Below are 17,103 nucleotides of genomic sequence, written 5' to 3'. Positions count from 1 at the left end.
GGTAGAACTGCGGGATGGAGATCCGTACCGGAGGACCCGGGGACCTGCCCGCGACGCTCGCCCTGCTGGACGGGGCCATCGCCTGGCTGACCGAGCGCGGCCACACCGGGCAGTGGGGCACCCGCCCCTGGTCCTCCAGGCCCCCGGCGGTGGAGCGCGTCGCCCGGTACGCCGACGAGTACCTGCTGCGCGCGGCGGAGGTCGGCGGCCGGGTCGCGGGCGTGTGCGTGCTGGCCGAGGAGAAGCCCGACTACGCCCCGCCCGTGGACGAACGCGAGCTGTACCTGCGGCTGCTGGTCACCGACCGGTCGCTGTCCGGCAGCGGCATCGGCGCGGCCCTGGTGGACGACGCCGTCGCCGAGACCCGGCGCCGCGGCATCTCCCTGCTGCGGGTCGACTGCTACGCGGGCGGCGGGGGCCGCCTGGTGCGGCGGTACGAGGCACTGGGCTTCACCCGCGCCCAGCCCTTCACGGTGCCGCAGGCCGACGCGGACCCCTGGCCGGGGCAGGTGCTGGAGCGCCGGGTCTGACGGCGCATGCAAAACGCATGCATGCACTTCGCATGCTGGCGTGACGGTATGGCGAACGCACCAGTCCCTGAACGAGTACCTGCGCCAGAGGCTGATCGAACAGGCGAGAACGCCGACGGTCGACGACATACTGGCCAGCGCCCGGAAGTCGGCGACGACCGACTACACCGTGGAGGACCTGCTGGGACACCTCGACGAGGGGCGCCGCGGGTGATCGTCGTCGACGCGTCCGCGCTCGTCCTGGCCCTCACCCACGGCGGCCCACTGGGTGATCTCGCGCGCAAGCGGCTGTCCGGCGAGACCCTGCACGCACCGGCGGTCATCGAGTTCGAGGCGGCCCACGCGATCCGCGGCCTGTCGCTCGGGGGAAAGCTGGAGCAGGCGGCGGAGACGGCGATCGCCCTGCTGTCCGCCCTGCCGATCCAGCGGATGCCCGGATACGCCCTGCTCGATCGAATCTGGGAGCTGCGCACCGACCTCTCGGCGTACGACGCCTCGTACGCCGCGCTCGCCGAACACCTGGGGTTCACCCTGGTCACGGGGGACGCCCGGATCGAGCGCGCGAAGGCGGCCCGCTGCCCCATCGATGTGATCGCCTGACGACGACCCCACCACCGGCCCCGCCACCGCGTCAGCGGAGCGGCGGCGGCCGGAAGCCGATGGTGGGCACCGCCCGGCGCAGGGGCCAGCGGCGGGTGCCTGTGGGCAGCAGGTCGTCCAGGAAGGCGTAGCGGCGCAGCGCCGAACGGTCCTGGTCGTCGTACGCCTTGGCGTGCTGCCACCAGGCCGCGATCTCGATCCAGCCCGGCGCCGACAGCGAACCCCCGAACTCCTGCACCGACAGCGCGGCCGTCAGGCAGGCGAAGGCCAGCCGGTCGCCGAGCGGCCAGTCGGCCAGGGTGCCGGTCAGGAACCCCGCGACGAAGACGTCCCCGGCCCCGGTCGGGTCCAGGGCCTCCACGGACAGCGCCGGGACCTCGGCTTCCTGCCCGCTGCCGGAGTCGACCGCGTACGCGCCCTCCGGGCCGAGCGTCACCACCGCCAGCGGGACGATCTCGGCCAGCTTGCGGGCGGCGGCCCGCGGGCAGTCGGTGCGGGTGTAGCGCATGGCCTCGGAGGCGTTCGGCAGGAAGGCCTCGCAGTGCGTCAGGTCGGCGAGGTCGGCCGGGTCCCAGCGGCCGCTGTCGTCCCAGCCGACGTCGGCGAAGATCCGGCTGCCGCGGCCGGCGGCGCTGCCGATCCACTCCTGCCGCGGGCCGCCCGGCACCAGCGAGGCCACGCACGCCCGGCTCGGCGGCGGGCACGCCGGGGCGGGCTCCTCGGGCGGCGGGGCCTCGTGGCCGTGGCTGACCATGGTGCGCTCGCCCTCGTACGCCATGGAGACGGTGACCGGCGAGTGCCAGCCGGGGATCTTGCGGGACAGGGACAGTTCGATGCCCTCCCCCTCGGCGAGGGAGTCCCAGCAGTAGTCCCCGTACACGTCGTCGCCGAACGCGGCCGCGAGCGAGGTGCGCAGTCCGAGCCGGGCGAGGGCGGTGGCCATGTTGGCCACCCCGCCGGGACTCGATCCCATGCCGCGGGCCCACGACTCGGTGCCGCGCACGGGAGCGCTGTCGAGACCGGTGAAGATGATGTCCAGGAAGACCGTGCCCGTCAGGTACACATCGGTCTCCGGGTCGTCCGGCTCGCGCACCGCCGCGAGCGGATCGAGGACGGGCTGGTCTTCCACCCGGGCTTCCTCCCGACCTGTGTGGTTCCCGACCGATCGTACGCGTGCCCGGGGGCGTGACCAGCGTTTGTCCGCGCGCGGGTGCGGACGGATGCTGAGGGAAAGCGGATGACTCCCAGGGGCTGGAGATGCCCGGACACTCGGCCGCACCGCCACAACTGATCGTGACCACGGGGCCGGAGGCCGGCGCGGCCCACGACATCCCGGCCGGGTACTCCGAGATCGGCAGGCTCCCCGGCAGCGGGATCCGGCTCGACGCGGAGGGCGTGAGCCGGCGGCACGCCGCGATGAACCGCGCCGGGAGCCATGTCGTGGTCAGCGACCTCGGCTCGACCAACGGCACCTATCTCAACGGGGCCCTGCTCGACGCGCCGCACCCTCTCCACGACGGGGACCTGCTGCGCATCGGCCACGTCGAACTGCGGCTGTCGGTGGAGGCGGCCCGGCCGGCGCCGGCCGGGCCGGAGGAGGCGGGCGCCCCGGGGAGCCGGGACGCCCCGGAGGCTCCTGACGCCCCGGATGCTCCGTACGCCGCTCCCCCGCCCCCGGCGGTCGTCCACGACCTCGGGGACGCCCGCGACCGGACCGGCGCCCGGCACGGCCGCCGCTACCCCACGGGACGCGCCCAGTACCTCGCCGGGCGCCGCCGCTACGCCGAGGACGGCGGCCACGAGGCGGACCCGGGCGCCGCCGAGGAGGCCTGTGCCGGGTTGTTCCGGGTGCGGGGGCCGGGCCGGGTGCTCATGGCCGCCGGTGCGCTGGTGGCCCTGGCCGGGTTCGCCGTCTGGGTGTCGCTGATCCTCGGCCTCCTGGGCGGCGCGGGCAGCGCGCAGGCGCCGCCCGACCCCTTCGCCGAGACGCTGTGGGGGCTGCCGAAGGCACCGCTGGGCTTCACCGCGTTCGGGGTGGGGGCGCTGTTCTTCGCGGCCGGGGCGGCCCTGTCCCGGGCCACCCGCAGGCGGGGCGCGGCCACGGGACGGCACCGCCCGGGGCGGCACCGCCACTGACCCGCGGACGGCGGGTCCGCGGTCCGCGACCCGGGCCCAGCGCCATACCAAAGCTTTGCCGGTCCTTTCCCCACGTGGTGACCTGGGCTGATTCGTCCCCGGGCGGCGATCCCGGGTCATCGCGCGTAGATGATCCTTGACCAGCCGTGATCGGGGCGTCTAGGTTCGCCCGCGTCAACGAGCCCCGCAGGGACGGACGTTCCCCCTGAACGGCGTGTGCCTGCCCGTGCGGCCGTCACCCCGTGTCGAAGGAGCCAGCAGATGCCCGCAGCCAGACCGTCCGCGTTCACCCGCGGGCGCGCACGCGCCCTCGCCGCCACCGTCGCCGCGGCGGCGGCCGCCGCCACCCTCTACGGGGTGGGCGCGGCGACCGCGGACACGTCCGTGCCCCGCAGCGACAAGCAGATACCCAACCTGACCGACGTGGTCACCGAGATCAAGGCGTACTACGGCGACACCGTCGACGCCTCCGGTGAGCACTACGCCTCCCCCGACGGCAACTACGCCAAGCAGGTCGCCGGGATCGAGAAGAAGGCCAGGAGCTACCTGCAGGACGCCCTCACGAAGTCCGCGCACCACGGCCACGGCAAGCCGGCGATCGTCCTCGACGTCGACGACACGTCCCTGCTGACGTACAACTACGAGCTGGAGGTGGGCTTCAACTACACGCCGGCCTCCAACGACGCCTACATCCAGAACAAGGACATGGCCCCGGTCTTCGGCATGCCCGCGCTGGCCAACTGGGCCGCCGAGCACGGCGTCACGGTCTTCTGGATCACCGGCCGCCCGGAGACGCAGCGCGCCGCGAGCGTCCGCAACCTGGGGACCGCCGGCTACACCTCGGCCGCCGACCCGGCCCACTTCTTCCTGAAGAACAAGGTCGCCACCGACTACCTGCCCTGCTCCGCCCCGACCTGGACCTGCTCCACCGCCGACTACAAGGCGGGCACCCGGGCCCACATCGAGGCGCAGGGCTACAACATCCTCGCCAACTTCGGCGACCAGTACAGCGACCTGAGCGGCGGTCACGCCGACAAGTCGTTCAAGCTCCCCAACCCGATGTACTACGTGCCCTGACCCGCGGCGGGCCGCCACCCCGCGGTGCCCGTCCCCCCGCGCGGGGGACGGGGGCCGCGGTGCCGCGAGCGGGCCAGCCACAGGCCCCGGCCGAGCGACCACAGGACCAGCCCGGCGATGACGGGCCCGCCGAGCAGGATCGCCAGCCCGGCGCCGATGTTGGCGCCGATGACCCCCGCCGTCACCGTCCGCCAGACGGCGGCCGCCAGCACCCCGGCCGCCACCAGCGGCCCGATCACCTCCCACCACCGGCCGTCGAGCCGGTCCGGCCCAGGCCGGGAGGCGCGGCCCAGCACCACCGCCGCGCCCGTGGCCAGCACGGCGGCGGCCACGCCGAGTCCGGTCTCCAGCCCCGCCGGGATGGCGAAGGGCCGCACCATGTAGTCCAGTTCGGAGGGCGCGAAACCGGCGGCGTCCTGCCGGCCCATCAGCCCCCACGTGGCGACGGGCGTGGTCACGATCAGCGTGACGGCCGCTGCGGGCCGTATCGGATGCTTGCGCATGACTCCATGCTCCGCCTCCGCGCGGCGGCCCGCATGAGTGCGCGTACTCAGACGGGCACGCGCGGCCGCACTCAGAACGTGTAGGCGTCCACCTCGGCGAGGTACCGGGCCCGCAGGTCCTCGTCGCCGTCGAGGAAGGCGGCCCGGAAGGAGTTGCGGGCCAGCCGCCGCAGGGCGTCCTCGCCGAGCGGGAGCGCGCCCGCCACGGCGTCGAAGGTGTCGCCGGCGTAACCGCCGAAGTAGGCGGGGTCGTCGGAGTTGACCGTGACCAGCAGCCCCGCGTCGAGCATCGCGGGCAGCGGGTGGTCGGCGAGGGTGTCCACGCAGCGCAGCCGCACGTTGGACAGCGGGCAGACGGTCAGCGGGACCTGGTCGCGGACGAGCCGGGCCACCAGCTCCGGGTCCTCCATGCTGCGGATGCCGTGGTCGATCCGGTCGACGCCGAGCACGTCCAGCGCCTCCCACACGTACGCCGGCGGGCCCTCCTCGCCCGCGTGGGCGACCCGGCGCAGGCCCGCCGCCGCGGCCGCCTCGTACACCGCGCGGAACTTCGACGGCGGGTGGCCCACCTCTGCGGAGTCCAGGCCGACGGCGCTGATGCGGTGCAGGTGGGGCCGGGCGGCCTCGAAGGTCTCCATCGCGGACTCGGCGGACTCGTCCCGCAGGAAGCACATGATCAGCTGCGTGCTGACGCCGTGCCGCTCCCGGCTGCGGTCCAGCGCCCGCGCCAGTCCCTCGACGACCGTGCCGATCGGGACGCCGCGCGCGGTGTGCGCCTGCGGGTCGAAGAAGATCTCGGCGTGCCGCACGCCCTGCACGGCCGCGCGGGCGAGGTACGCGTCGGCGAGGTCGGCGAAGTCCTCCTCGGTGCGCAGCACGGCCATCAGCGCGTAGTACAGGTCCAGGAAGGACTGCAGGTCGCTGAAGGAGTACGCCTGCCGCAACTCCTCGGTCGAGGCGTACGGCAGGTCGACGCCGTTGCGCTCGGCGAGGGCGAAGGCGAGCTCGGGTTCGAGGGTGCCTTCGATGTGCAGATGGAGTTCGGCCTTCGGGATGCTCACCCGGCAACCGTACAGGTCAGGGGCGTGCGGCGGCCTTCCGGCTACAACGGGCGGCGCTTGGGCACGGGCACCCGGCCGAGGTCCCGGGCGACCGTCAACTCGCCCTCGAAGCCCGCGGCCCGCGCCTGGCGCTCGAAGTCCGCCGGGTCGGTGTAGCGCTGCGAGAAGTGCGTGAGCACCAGGTGCCGGACGCCCGACTCGGCGGCGACCCGGGCCGCCTGACCGGCCGTCAGATGCCCGTGCTCGTCCGCCAGCGCGGCGTCCTCGTCCAGGAAGGTCGACTCGATGACGAGCAGGTCGCAGCCCTCCGCTAGGGCGTACACCGCGTCGCACAGCCGGGTGTCCATCACGAAGGCGAAACGCTGGCCCGGGCGCGGCTCGCTCACCTCGGCGAGCGTCACCCCGCCGGCCTCGCCCTCGCGCTGCAGCCTGCCCACCGCCGGGCCGGTGATGCCGTGCGCCGCGAGCCGCTCGGGCAGCATGCGGCGCCCGTCGGGCTCGATCAGCCGGTAGCCGTACGCCTCCACCGGGTGCGACAGCCGGCGCGCCTCCAGCAGGAAGGCGTCCGTCTGCGCCAGCACGGCCGCCTCGCCCTTCACCGGTTCCTCGCGCAGCCCCACGGTCTCGCGGTAGGCGGTGGCGTAGCGCAACCGGTCGAAGAAGCGCTTGCCGGACTCGGGGTAGTGGGCCGTGACCGGGTGCGGCACCCGGTCGAGGTTGATCCGCTGGATCACCCCGGCCAGGCCCAGGCTGTGGTCGCCGTGGAAGTGGGTCACGCACAGCCGGGTCAGGTCGTGCGCCGCGACGCCCGCCCGCAGCATCTGGCGCTGGGTGCCCTCACCCGGGTCGAAGAGGATGCCCTCGGCGTCCCAGCGCAGGAAGTAGCCGTTGTGGTTGCGGTGCCGGGTCGGGACCTGGCTGGCCGTGCCGAGCACGACCAGTTCGCGTGCGGACACGGGGACCTATCCGGGCGGCCACTCGAGGCCGCGCCCGCCCAGCACGTGGGCGTGCGCGTGGAAGACGGTCTGGCCCGCCCCGGCACCGGTGTTGAACACGATCCGGTACCCGGTGCCGTCGACCTTGTCCTCGGCCGCGACCTCGCCCGCCTCCCGCAGTATGTCCGCGACGAGCTCCGGCGCCTCGGCGGCCAGCGTCGCGGCGTCCGCGTAGTGCGCCTTGGGGATGACCAGGACGTGCGTCGGTGCCTGCGGGTTGATGTCGCGGAACGCGACGGTCGTCGCGGTCTCCCGCACGACGGTCGCGGGCACGTTCCCCGCGGCGATCTTGCAGAACAGGCAGTCCGCCTGCGGTTCTCCTGCCACCTGACGCCTCCGTCCAGGGGTTGATCAGTACGTCCCGCATGCTACCGGTGCCCCTTGCGGCGGCGCGCCGTCGCCGGGCCCGGGACGCGCCGGGCCCCCGGTTCCGCGGGGCCCGGCGGCGCGGCCGCCGCTACGGCAGCGGGGGCGCCGTACGGGCCGGGTTGGCCTCCAGCGCCTCCAGGGCGAGGCGGACGGCCTCGTCCAGCTGCGGGTCGCGCCCGGCGGCCGAGTCCTGCGGGGTGTGCACGACCTCGACGTCCGGGTCGACGCCGTGGTTCTCCACGTCCCAGCCCACGCCCTCCAGCCACGTCGCGTACTTCGGCTGGGTGACCAGCGTCCCGTCGACCAGGTGGTAGCGGGAGTCGATGCCGATGACGCCGCCCCAGGTCCTGGTCCCCACCACGGGACCGATCCCCAGCGCCCTGATCGCCGCGTTGACGATGTCCCCGTCCGAGCCGGAGAACTCGTTGGCGACCGCCACGACGGGCCCGCGCGGCGCGTCCAGCGGGTAGCTGAAGGCGGGCAGCCCGCGCGGCACGTCCCAGCCGACGATCCGCCGCGCGAGCTTCTCCACGACCAGCTGCGAGGTGTGGCCGCCGCGGTTCTCCCGCACGTCCACGATCAGGCCCTCCCGGGCGACCTCGACGCGCAGGTCGCGGTGGAGCTGCGCCCAGCCTGAGCCGACCATGTCGGGCACGTGCAGATACCCCAGCCGGCCACCCGACAGCTCGCGCACGTACGCCCGGCGCCCGGCGACCCAGTCGTGGTAGCGCAGCGACTCCTCGTCCGAGATGGGCACGACGACGACATGGCGCACCGCGCCGCCGTCGGCCGGGGCGACGGTGAGCTCGACGGGCTTGCGCACCGTGCCGATCAGCAGCGGCCCGGGGCCGGTCAGCGGGTCGACGGGCCGTCCGTCCACGGCGAGGATCGCGTCGCCGGCGCGCACCGCGACGCCGGGCGCGGCGAGCGGGGAGCGGGCGCGCGGGTCGGAGGTCTCGGAGGGCAGGACCCGCTCGACGCGCCAGACGCCGTCCGCGTCGGCGGCGAGGTCGGCGCCGAGCAGGCCCTGGCGGTGCAGGGAGTCGCCGCGGCCGCCGGGCGGTATGACGTAGGCGTGCGAGGTGTTCAGCTCGCCCGCGACCTCCCAGAGCAGGTCGACGAGGTCGTCGTGGGTGGCGACCCGGTCCAGCACGGGCCGGTAGCGTTCGCGCACGCCGTCCCAGTCGACGCCGCCCATGTCGGCGCGCCAGAAGTTGTCGCGCATGAGGCGGTGGGCCTCGTCGTACATCTGACGCCATTCGGCATGCGGGTCGACGGTCACGCGGACCCGGGAGAGGTCGACGGTGACATTGCTGTCGGTCTCGTCGTCCGAGGACGTCGACTTGTGGTCGGCCGCCGCGACCCGCAGCCGGTGACCGGACGTCACCAGCACCTTGTTGCCGTCGCCGCTGACGGCGTAGTCGTCGGCGTCGTCGGCGATGTCCTCCACGCGCAGTTGCTTGAGGTCGTACCGCTCCAGCGCGGTGGACGGCGGCTCGGCCTCGGGGGATGCCAGGCTCGCGCCCAGGACCCCGCGCACGGGGTGGCGCAGCCACAGGACGCCGTCCTTGGCGGCCCGGAGCGTGGAGTAGCGGGCGGCCTCCACCGGGAAGGGCACGATGCGGTCGGCCAGGCCCTCGGCGTCGACCTTCGTCGCGGGCGTGCGGGGGCGGTCCTCGCCGTCCTCCTTGCGCGCGTCCTTCTTGCCCTCGTCCTGGCCGCGGTCGTCGCCGTCCTTGTCCTCGGCGGAGGAGTCGACGGGCCGCCCGTGGCGCTGCGGGCCGAAGGGCGAGGGGGTGGTGGCGGCGAGAGTGATCAGGTGCGGGCGGCAGGCGCCGAGGAAGGCGAGGTCGAAGACGTGCTCGTCGTAGACCGGGTCGAAGGACCGCTCGGAGAGGAACGCCAGGTGCTTGCCGTCGGAGGTGAAGGCGGGCGAGAAGTCCCGGAAGCGCAGCGGGGTCGCGTCGACCACGGTCAGGTCGGCCGTGGAGGCGAGCTTGAGTTGGCGCAGCGGCTCGGGCCCGGCGTGCGACCAGGCGAGCCAGGCCGAGTCGGGCGAGAAGGCGAGGCCGCTGGCGTGGCCGTGCTCGCTCTCCAGGACGGTGCGGACCTCGCCGGTCTGCGCCTCGACGAGCAGCACCCGGCCGTCGTGCGAGGCGACGGCGATCCGGTGGCCGTCGGGGGAGACGGTCATCGCCAGGACCCGGCCGAGCCGCCCCGCGGCCAGCCGGCGGGGCGCGGCCGAGCCGGTGCCCGCCGCGGGGGCGATCTCCAGGGCGTCCTCGCCCTCGGCATCGGTGACCCACACGACCTGCTGGTCGCCCTCGCCGCCGAACACGCGGGGCAGCCGTGTGCGCACCCCCGGCTCGGCGGACAGCGCCCGCGCCGGGCCGCCGCGGTGGGTGACCCAGTGCGTCGTGCCCCGGATCTCGACGGCGCTGCCGCGGCCGGTGTGGTCCGGCCGGGCGTCGCCGAGGTGGTGGGAGGCGTGGACGGGGTGCGGCTGCAGGTCCCCGCGCTGGCCGCCCAGGCGTACGTCGAGCGGGCGGGCCTCGGCCCCGTCGAGGTCGTCCAGCAGGAACAGCCGCCCGGTGCTGGTGTAGATGACGCGGGTGCCGTCGGTGGCGGCCTGGCGGGCGTAGAAGCCGCCCTCCTCCACGGCGGTGTGGCGGCGCAGGTCACTGCCGTCCGGGAGGCTGGAGTAGACCGCGCCCACGCCTTCGTGGTCGGAGAGGAAGGCGATCCGTCCCTGGCCTTCGGCATGGGGGACCCCACCCACCCACATCGGGCACTCCAGGTTGCCGTCCAGCTCCGCGTGGAGCCGCTCGAACTCCCCGTCGCCCGTGCGGTCGATCCACAGCTTGCCCGCGGTGCCGCCCCGGTAGCGCTTCCACGCCGCGGCCTCGCGGCCCATCGTCGCCGACAGCAGGAGCACGGCCCCGTCCGGACCGTAGGCGACGTCCCCGACCGGACCGTACGGCAGCGTCCGCGCCGGACCGCCGTCGAGCGGGACCGCCCGCGCCCAGCTGCGGCGCAGTGACGCCTGCCCGTACGCGCTGATGGCCAGCACCTCACCACCGGGCGTCCAGCCCCGCACGCCGGTGCGGCCGCTGCCCCAGTACGTCAGCCGCTTCGACGGCCCGCCGTCGGCGGCCGCCACGTGCACCTCGGGCGAGCCGTCCCGCGTCGAGGTCCACGCGATGTGCGCCCCGTCGGGCGAGAACCGTGGATGGCCGACCGGCATGTTGTCCGCGCTGACCCGCCAGGCCCGCCCGGCGCCGTCCAGCGGGGCGGCCCAGACGTCGTCCTCGGCGGTGAAGGTGATCAGGTCACCGTGCAGGTGCGGAAAGCGGAGGTACGAGGGGTGCGAAGGCTGCGGCTGCGTCACGTCGTCACATTAACCACCCGGTGCCCTGCTGGTCAGGGGTTTTCGATCTCATTGCCCCCGGGACGTCCTCCCGGGGCATTTCGGGAACACCCCGGGACGCCCGAGTGTCAGCCCCAGCGGCCCGTACGGCCGAGGAGGAGGGCGGCGGCGGCGACGCCCGCGGTGGAGGTGCGCAGGACGCTCGCGCCGAGGCGGTAGGGCTTGGCGCCGGCGGCGGCGAAGGCGTCGAGTTCGTCCGGGGAGACACCGCCCTCGGGGCCGACGAGGAGGACGATGTCGCCCTCCGGCGGCAGCGGGGCGGTGGCGAGCGGCTCCGAGCCCTCCTCGTGGAGGACGGCGGCGAAGGCCGCGCCGGACAGCAGCCCGGCGAGCTGACGTGTCGTCATCAGGTCGGTGACCTCGGGGAACCGCAGTCGGCGGGCCTGCTTGGCGGCCTCACGGGCGGTGGAGCGCCACTTGGCGAGGGACTTGGCGCCGCGTTCCCCCTTCCACTGGGTGATGCAGCGCGCGGCGGCCCACGGCACGACCGCGTCGACGCCGACCTCGGTCATGGTCTCCACGGCGACCTCGCCGCGGTCGCCCTTGGGCAGGGCCTGGACGACGGTGATCCGCGGGCGGGGCTCGGGCTCCTCACGGACGCCGGCGACGGCGACCTCGAGGGTGTCCTTGCCGTCGACCGCCGCCACGGTGCCGTACGCGCCGCGTCCGAGGCCGTCGGTGAGGACGATCTCCTCGCCGACGCGCAGCCGGCGCACGGCGACCGCGTGCCGCCCCTCGGGGCCGGAGAGCGTGATGCGTTCCCGGCCCAGCGCGTCCGGCTCGACGACGAAGACGGGGGCGGTCACGGCGCGGTCCGCGCGCGGGAGTCGGTCAGGGCGGCCATGCGCCCATCGTTTCACGGCACGACACGGCCCGCGGTCCGGGGTGGAACACCCCGGACCGCGGGCCCGCGGGCGCCGGCGTTACCGCCTAACGTCCGTTGAACGCGTCCTTGAGCCGGGAGAACAGCCCCTGCTGGCCCGGCTGGAACTGCCCCAGGGGCCGCTCCTCGCCGCGCAGCTTCGCCATGCGGCGCAGCAGCTCCTCCTGCTCCGGGTCGAGCTTGGTCGGGGTCTGGACCTCGACGTGCACGATGAGGTCGCCCCGGCCGCCGCCCCGCAGGTGCGTGACGCCGCGCTGGTGGAGCGGGATCGACTGTCCGGACTGGGTGCCGGGTCGGATGTCGACCTCCTCCAGGCCGTCCAGCGTCTCCAGCGGGACCTTGGTGCCGAGCGCCGCGGCCGTCATCGGGATGGTGACGGTGCAGTGCAGGTCGTCGCCGCGCCGCTGGAAGACCGAGTGCGGCAGCTCGCGGATCTCGACGTAGAGGTCGCCGGCGGGGCCGCCGCCCGGGCCGACCTCGCCCTCGCCCGCCAGCTGGATGCGGGTCCCGTTGTCGACGCCGGCCGGGATCTTGACCGTCAGCGTGCGCCGCGAGCGGATCCGGCCGTCGCCCGCGCACTCCGGGCACGGGGTGGGGACGACGGTGCCGAAGCCCTGGCACTGCGGGCACGGCCGGGAGGTCATGACCTGGCCGAGGAAGGACCGCGTGACCTGGGAGACCTCACCGCGGCCGCGGCACATGTCACAGGTCTGCGCGGACGTGCCCGGGGCGGCGCCCTCGCCGTGACAGGTGTTGCAGACGATGGCCGTGTCGACCTGGATGTCCTTGGTCGTGCCGAAGGCCGCCTCGTCCAGCTCGATCTCCAGCCGGATCATCGCGTCCTGGCCGCGCCGCGTGCGCGAGCGCGGACCGCGCTGGGACGCCGTGCCGAAGAAGGCGTCCATGATGTCGCTGAAGTTGCCGAAGCCCGCGCCGAAGCCGGCGCCCGCGCCCGCCCCGCCGCCGTTGGCGGACAGCGGGTCGCCGCCGAGGTCGTAGACCTGCTTCTTCTGCGGGTCCGAGAGCACCTCGTAAGCGGCGTTGATCTCCTTGAACCGCTCCTGGGTCTTCGGGTCCGGATTGACGTCCGGGTGCAGCTCGCGCGCGAGACGGCGGAAGGCCTTCTTGATCTCGTCCGGGCCGGCGTCGCGGCGGACGCCGAGCACCGCGTAATAGTCCGTGGCCACTACGACTCCGCCAGGATCTGTCCGACGTAACGTGCCACTGCGCGTACCGCTCCCATCGTTCCGGGGTAGTCCATGCGGGTCGGTCCGACCACGCCGAGTTTCGCGACCGCCTCGTCGCCCGAACCGTAGCCGACGGAGACGACCGATGTGGAGTTGAGGCCCTCATGGAAGTTCTCGTGACCGATTCGCACCGTCACGCCCGAGTCCTTCGCCTCGCCCAGCAGCTTGAGGAGCACCACCTGCTCCTCAAGTGCCTCCAGCACCGGGCGGATCGTGAGGGGGAAGTCGTGCCCGAAGCGGGTCAGGTTGGCCGTGCCGCCGAGCATGATCCGCTCCTCGGTCTCCTCGACCAGGGTCTCCAGCAGTGTGGCGAGAACCACCTGGACGGAGGGCCGGTCGTCGGGCTCGAAGCCCTCGGGGAGCTCCTGCACCAGCTGCGGGACGTCGGTGAACCGGCGGCCCACCACCCGGCTGTTCAGCCGGGCCCGCAGATCGGCCAGCACGGTCTCCCCGACCGGGGCCGGGGCGTCCACCAGCCGCTGCTCCACCCGTCCGGTGTCCGTGATCAGCACGAGCATGATCCGGGCCGGGGCGAGCGCGAGCAGCTCGACGTGGCGCACGGTCGAGCGGGTGAGCGACGGGTACTGGACGATCGCGACCTGCCGGGTCAGCTGCGCGAGCAGCCGGACCGTGCGGGCCACGACGTCGTCGAGGTCGACGGCGCCGTCCAGGAAGTTCTGGATGGCCCGGCGCTCGGCGCCGGACAGCGGCTTGACGCTGGTGAGCCGATCGACGAAGAGCCGGTAGCCCTTGTCGGTCGGCACGCGGCCGGCGCTGGTGTGGGGCTGCTGGATGTAGCCCTCGTCCTCCAGCACGGCCATGTCGTTGCGGACGGTGGCCGGGGACACGCCGAGGCGGTGGCGTTCGGTGAGCGCCTTCGAACCGACCGGTTCCTCGGTGCCCACGTAGTCCTGGACGATGGCACGCAGCACTTCGAGCCGTCGTTCACTGAGCATCGCGCACCTCCAGTCGCTCGTCACCGTACGGTCGTGGCCCCTGCGGCCTGGCACTCCTCTTCTTTGAGTGCCAGTTTTCCCCAAGTCAGTGTACGGCGGGGTGGCAACACCTCGGCAAGGGCCGTCCACAGGTCCGGCCCGGGGCGCCCTTGACCGGCCACCGTAGCGGGCGCGACCCCGTCCGCGGGGATACCGTCACGTTGTGGAGACCACACCGACCGCACCGGCCCCCGGCGGCTGGGAGCAGCTCGCTCCGGGGGTCGCCCGGCAGCGGCTGCCGTTCCTCGACGTGACGGTCGGGGTCGTCGTCGGCGACGAGGGCGTCCTCATGATCGACACGGGTTCCTCGGTCACCGAGGGCGCCGCACTGCGCCGGCAGGTCCACGAACTGACGGGCCGCGATGTGACCCACATCGCACTCACCCACGGCCACTTCGATCATGTCTTCGGCACCGCCGCCTTCGAGGGCGTCCAGGTCTTCGGCGAGATGGCCCTCGACACCTATCTGGACCGCGAGCGCTTCTCGCTGGGGCTGGACGCGGTCGAGCACGGCGCCGGCGAGACCGAGTCGTCCCGGGCGGTGGAGGCCCTCGTCCGCCCGGACAACCTCGTGGACGGCTCGTACGAGCTCGACCTCGGCGGCGACCGGCAGGTCCTGCTGGTCCACCCGGGTGAGGGGCACACCACCCACGACCTGGTGGTCGTGGTGCCGGGGACGCCGGCCGTGGTCTTCTGCGGCGACCTCGTCGAGGAGTCGGGCGAGCCGCAGGCCGGCCCCGACGCCGCCCCGCTCGCCTGGCCCGGCACCCTGGACCGGCTGCTGCGACTGGGCGGCGAGACGGCGCTCTATGTGCCGGGGCACGGCGCCGTCGTCGACGCGGGCTTCGTGCGCGCCCAACGGGACGCGCTGGCCGTCCGGTTCGGATCGGCTTGAGCGGTGCGCCGCGCGGATACGATCCCTGGCATGCGCAGCCGCAGCTACGATCCCGACCTCACCCCGCCGTGGAAGCGGCCCGCCACACCCGCGCCCGAGGTCGCGGCCGAACGGGACCTGGTGGTCGAGGAGGTGTCCACCGGCTTCTGCGGTGCCGTCGTCCGCTGCGAGAAGACCGCCGAGGGCCCCACGGTCACCCTCGAGGACCGCTTCGGCAAGCACCGCGTGTTCCCCATGACGCCCCGCGGCTTCCTCCTGGAGGGCCGCGTCGTCACCCTCGTGCGTCCTTCCGCCGCCGCCCCGCCGGCCGGCCCGCGCCTGACCGCCTCCGGCTCGATCGCCGTCCCCGGCGCCCGGGCCCGGGTGGCCCGCGCCGGCCGGATCTACGTCGAGGGCCGCCACGACGCGGAACTGGTCGAACGGGTCTGGGGCGACGACCTGCGCGCGGAAGGCGTCGTCGTGGAGTACCTCGACGGCGTCGACGACCTCCCCGCCATCGTCGCCGGCTTCGCCCCCGGACCCGACGCCCGCCTCGGCGTCCTCGTAGACCACCTCGTCCCGGGCAGCAAGGAGTCCCGCATCGCCGCGGCGGTCACCGGCGAGCACGTCCTGGTCGTGGGCCACCCCTACATCGACGTCTGGGAGGCCGTGAAGCCCGCCTCCCTCGGCATCCCGGCCTGGCCGTCCGTCCCCCGCGGCCAGGACTGGAAGACCGGCGTGTGCCGCGCCCTCGGCTGGCCGGAGAACACCGGCGCGGCCTGGCAGCGCATCCTGGGCGCGGTCCGGTCGTACAAGGACCTGCAGCCGGAACTGCTGGGGCGGGTGGAGGAGCTGATCGACTTCGTCACGGCTCCGGAGTGAGCCCCGGCAGGACCCCGAACAGCGCAGGGAGGCACTGCCGGTGTGCGCAGTGCCTCACTCCGGCGAGCGATCGGGCCGGCCGGGGGTGCTAGTCGACCAGGTCCCTGACCACCGCGTCCGCCAGCAGGCGGCCGCGGAGGGTGAGGACGGCGCGGCCCTCGGCGTAAGGACCGGACTCCAGGAGGCCGTCCCTTACGGCGCGCTCCGCGGCCTCCGCGCCCGCCGGGGCGAGGATGCCGAGCGGGCAGCCGTCGGAGAGCCGCAGCTCCAGCAGGATCCGCTCCACACGGCGGTCCTCCGCCGCCAGCACCTCGCGGCCCGCGCCGGGACTGCGCCCCTCCGCGAGCGCGGCCGCGTACGCCGCCGGGTGCTTCACGTTCCACCAGCGCACCCCGCCGACGTGGCTGTGCGCACCCGGCCCGGCGCCCCACCAGTCCGCGCCGGTCCAGTACAGCTCGTTGTGGCGGCACCGGGCCTCGTCCGCGGTCGCCCAGTTCGACACCTCGTACCAGCCGAAACCGGCCCCCGCGAGACGCTCCTCCGCCACCAGGTAGCGGTCTGCGTGCACGTCGTCGTCCGTCATCGGCACCTCACCGCGCCGGATCCGGCGCGCCAGCTGCGTGCCCTCCTCCACGATCAGCGCGTACGCCGACACATGGTCCGGGCCCGCGCCGATCGCGGCGTCCAGCGACGCCCGCCAGTCGTCGTCCGACTCCCCGGGGGTGCCGTAGATCAGGTCCAGGTTGACGTGCTCGAAGCCCGCCGCCCGCGCCTCCGCCACGCACGCCTCCGGACGGCCCGGCGTGTGCCGCCGGTCCAGCACCTGCAGCACATGCGGGCGGGCGCTCTGCATGCCGAACGAGATCCGGTTGTACCCCCCGGCCCGCAGTTCCCCCAGGTACTCGGGGTCGACCGACTCCGGGTTCGCCTCGGTGGTGACCTCCGCGCCCTCCGCCAGGCCGAACTCGTCCCGGATCGCCCCGAGCATGCGCGCCAGGTCCGCGGCCGGGAGCAGGGTGGGGGTCCCGCCGCCGACGAACACGGTCTCGACGCGGCGGGGGTCGTCGCCCAGCACCTTGCGCGCCAGCCGGATCTCCTCGATGAGGGTGTCCGCGTAGTTCTCGCGGGAGGCGAGCACGCCGCCGGTGCCGCGCAGCTCGGCGGCGGTGTAGGTGTTGAAGTCGCAGTAGCCGCAGCGCGTGGCGCAGTACGGGACGTGCAGGTAGAACCCCAGCGGGCGGTCCGCGGCGCCGCGGAGGGCCGCGGCCGGGAGCGCGCCGTCCTCGGGCATCGGATCGCCGTCGGGCAGTACGGATGGCATGCGTCCCATTGTCCGGCATCCCCGAGCGTTGCCGTCCCGGGTGCGCCTTGTCGTGTGCGGCGCCGCTGTGGTTGCGGTTGGGGGGTGGGGTTGCCCGGCGCGATCAGTTGCCGTCCTGCGCTGCGCGTGTAGTGGGCCGGGGTCGGGGCCTCCGGGGCCGGCCATTCCGGAGCGCATATTCACGTGCATGGCGGGCACCACCT

The 17,103-nt window shown here is 74.2% G+C and carries 17 protein-coding genes; 7 read left to right on the top strand and 10 right to left on the bottom strand.

The window, feature by feature from the left end:
- The first annotated feature begins 14 nt into the window (after nucleotides 1-14).
- From ACWDAS_RS03965 to ACWDAS_RS03955, 3 genes are read left to right on the top strand one after another with little or no spacing between them, the layout of a single operon-like run.
- Nucleotides 15-530: a GNAT family N-acetyltransferase gene (locus ACWDAS_RS03965; protein ID WP_450387185.1), complete on the top strand. Its 516-nt coding sequence runs from the start codon at nucleotides 15-17 to the stop codon at nucleotides 528-530.
- Nucleotides 531-570: 40 nt separating this feature from the next.
- Nucleotides 571-744 (top strand): hypothetical protein, encoded by a 174-nt coding sequence (locus ACWDAS_RS03960; RefSeq protein ID WP_450387183.1) that lies wholly within the window; start codon nucleotides 571-573, stop codon nucleotides 742-744.
- The gene (locus tag ACWDAS_RS03955; protein ID WP_450387181.1) at nucleotides 741-1,130 is read left to right on the top strand and encodes a type II toxin-antitoxin system VapC family toxin; all 390 of its coding nucleotides are present in this window, start codon (nucleotides 741-743) and stop codon (nucleotides 1,128-1,130) included. Before ACWDAS_RS03960 ends, ACWDAS_RS03955 begins: the two co-directional genes overlap by 4 nt.
- Before the next feature lie 31 nt (nucleotides 1,131-1,161).
- Here ACWDAS_RS03955 and ACWDAS_RS03950 read toward each other — a convergent pair whose 3' ends face one another.
- On the bottom strand, nucleotides 1,162-2,259 hold the full coding sequence (locus tag ACWDAS_RS03950) for a carbohydrate kinase family protein (RefSeq protein ID WP_450387179.1): 1,098 nt from the start codon (nucleotides 2,257-2,259) through the stop codon (nucleotides 1,162-1,164).
- Between the two features lie 128 nt (nucleotides 2,260-2,387).
- On the opposite strand from ACWDAS_RS03950, the gene ACWDAS_RS03945 reads away from it, so the two are divergent.
- On the top strand, nucleotides 2,388-3,266 hold the full coding sequence (locus ACWDAS_RS03945) for an FHA domain-containing protein (protein ID WP_450387177.1): 879 nt from the start codon (nucleotides 2,388-2,390) through the stop codon (nucleotides 3,264-3,266).
- A 261-nt stretch (nucleotides 3,267-3,527) separates the two neighbouring features.
- Nucleotides 3,528-4,343, top strand: coding sequence for an HAD family acid phosphatase (locus tag ACWDAS_RS03940; RefSeq protein WP_450387175.1), 816 nt, complete (start codon nucleotides 3,528-3,530; stop codon nucleotides 4,341-4,343).
- Here the strand turns inward: ACWDAS_RS03940 and ACWDAS_RS03935 are convergent.
- The 8 genes from ACWDAS_RS03935 to hrcA all read right to left on the bottom strand — a co-directional run bounded on the left by ACWDAS_RS03935 (nucleotide 4,331) and on the right by hrcA (nucleotide 13,784).
- Complete coding sequence (locus tag ACWDAS_RS03935) at nucleotides 4,331-4,846, bottom strand: hypothetical protein (protein WP_450387173.1); 516 nt, start codon at nucleotides 4,844-4,846, stop codon at nucleotides 4,331-4,333. The two genes, ACWDAS_RS03940 and ACWDAS_RS03935, sit on opposite strands and share 13 nt — an antisense overlap.
- A 71-nt stretch (nucleotides 4,847-4,917) precedes the next feature.
- Nucleotides 4,918-5,907, bottom strand: a complete 990-nt coding sequence (locus tag ACWDAS_RS03930) for an adenosine deaminase (protein WP_450387172.1) — start codon at nucleotides 5,905-5,907, stop codon at nucleotides 4,918-4,920.
- Nucleotides 5,908-5,948: 41 nt separating this feature from the next.
- A complete protein-coding gene (locus tag ACWDAS_RS03925; protein WP_450387170.1) occupies nucleotides 5,949-6,863 on the bottom strand; it encodes a ribonuclease Z in 915 nt (304 codons plus the stop codon).
- Between the two features lie 6 nt (nucleotides 6,864-6,869).
- On the bottom strand, nucleotides 6,870-7,229 hold the full coding sequence (locus ACWDAS_RS03920; RefSeq protein ID WP_450387168.1) for a histidine triad nucleotide-binding protein: 360 nt from the start codon (nucleotides 7,227-7,229) through the stop codon (nucleotides 6,870-6,872).
- Between the two features lie 130 nt (nucleotides 7,230-7,359).
- Nucleotides 7,360-10,659 (bottom strand): S41 family peptidase, encoded by a 3,300-nt coding sequence (locus tag ACWDAS_RS03915; RefSeq protein WP_450387166.1) that lies wholly within the window; start codon nucleotides 10,657-10,659, stop codon nucleotides 7,360-7,362.
- A gap of 107 nt (nucleotides 10,660-10,766) precedes the next feature.
- The gene (locus ACWDAS_RS03910; RefSeq protein WP_450387164.1) at nucleotides 10,767-11,504 is read right to left on the bottom strand and encodes a 16S rRNA (uracil(1498)-N(3))-methyltransferase; all 738 of its coding nucleotides are present in this window, start codon (nucleotides 11,502-11,504) and stop codon (nucleotides 10,767-10,769) included.
- 124 nt (nucleotides 11,505-11,628) lie between these two features.
- Entirely contained in the window at nucleotides 11,629-12,768 is a 1,140-nt protein-coding gene (gene dnaJ / locus ACWDAS_RS03905; RefSeq protein WP_450387162.1) for a molecular chaperone DnaJ, read from the bottom strand.
- A complete protein-coding gene (hrcA, locus tag ACWDAS_RS03900; protein ID WP_450387161.1) occupies nucleotides 12,768-13,784 on the bottom strand; it encodes a heat-inducible transcriptional repressor HrcA in 1,017 nt (338 codons plus the stop codon). Before hrcA ends, dnaJ begins: the two co-directional genes overlap by 1 nt.
- 202 nt (nucleotides 13,785-13,986) lie before the next feature.
- Between hrcA and ACWDAS_RS03895 the strand changes: the two genes are divergently transcribed.
- Nucleotides 13,987-14,718, top strand: coding sequence for an MBL fold metallo-hydrolase (locus ACWDAS_RS03895; protein ID WP_450387160.1), 732 nt, complete (start codon nucleotides 13,987-13,989; stop codon nucleotides 14,716-14,718).
- 30 nt (nucleotides 14,719-14,748) lie between these two features.
- Nucleotides 14,749-15,579, top strand: a complete 831-nt coding sequence (locus tag ACWDAS_RS03890) for a DUF3097 domain-containing protein (protein WP_450387158.1) — start codon at nucleotides 14,749-14,751, stop codon at nucleotides 15,577-15,579.
- 88 nt (nucleotides 15,580-15,667) lie between these two features.
- On the opposite strand, the gene hemW is transcribed toward ACWDAS_RS03890, so the two are convergent.
- A complete protein-coding gene (gene hemW, locus ACWDAS_RS03885) occupies nucleotides 15,668-16,900 on the bottom strand; it encodes a radical SAM family heme chaperone HemW (protein WP_450387156.1) in 1,233 nt (410 codons plus the stop codon).
- Nucleotides 16,901-17,103 lie beyond the last annotated feature (203 nt).

This window comes from Streptomyces sp. NPDC001070 (assembly GCF_053598835.1).
The sequence above is the reverse complement of the archived record's forward strand: the minus strand, read 5'-3'. Positions and strand labels throughout refer to the sequence as shown.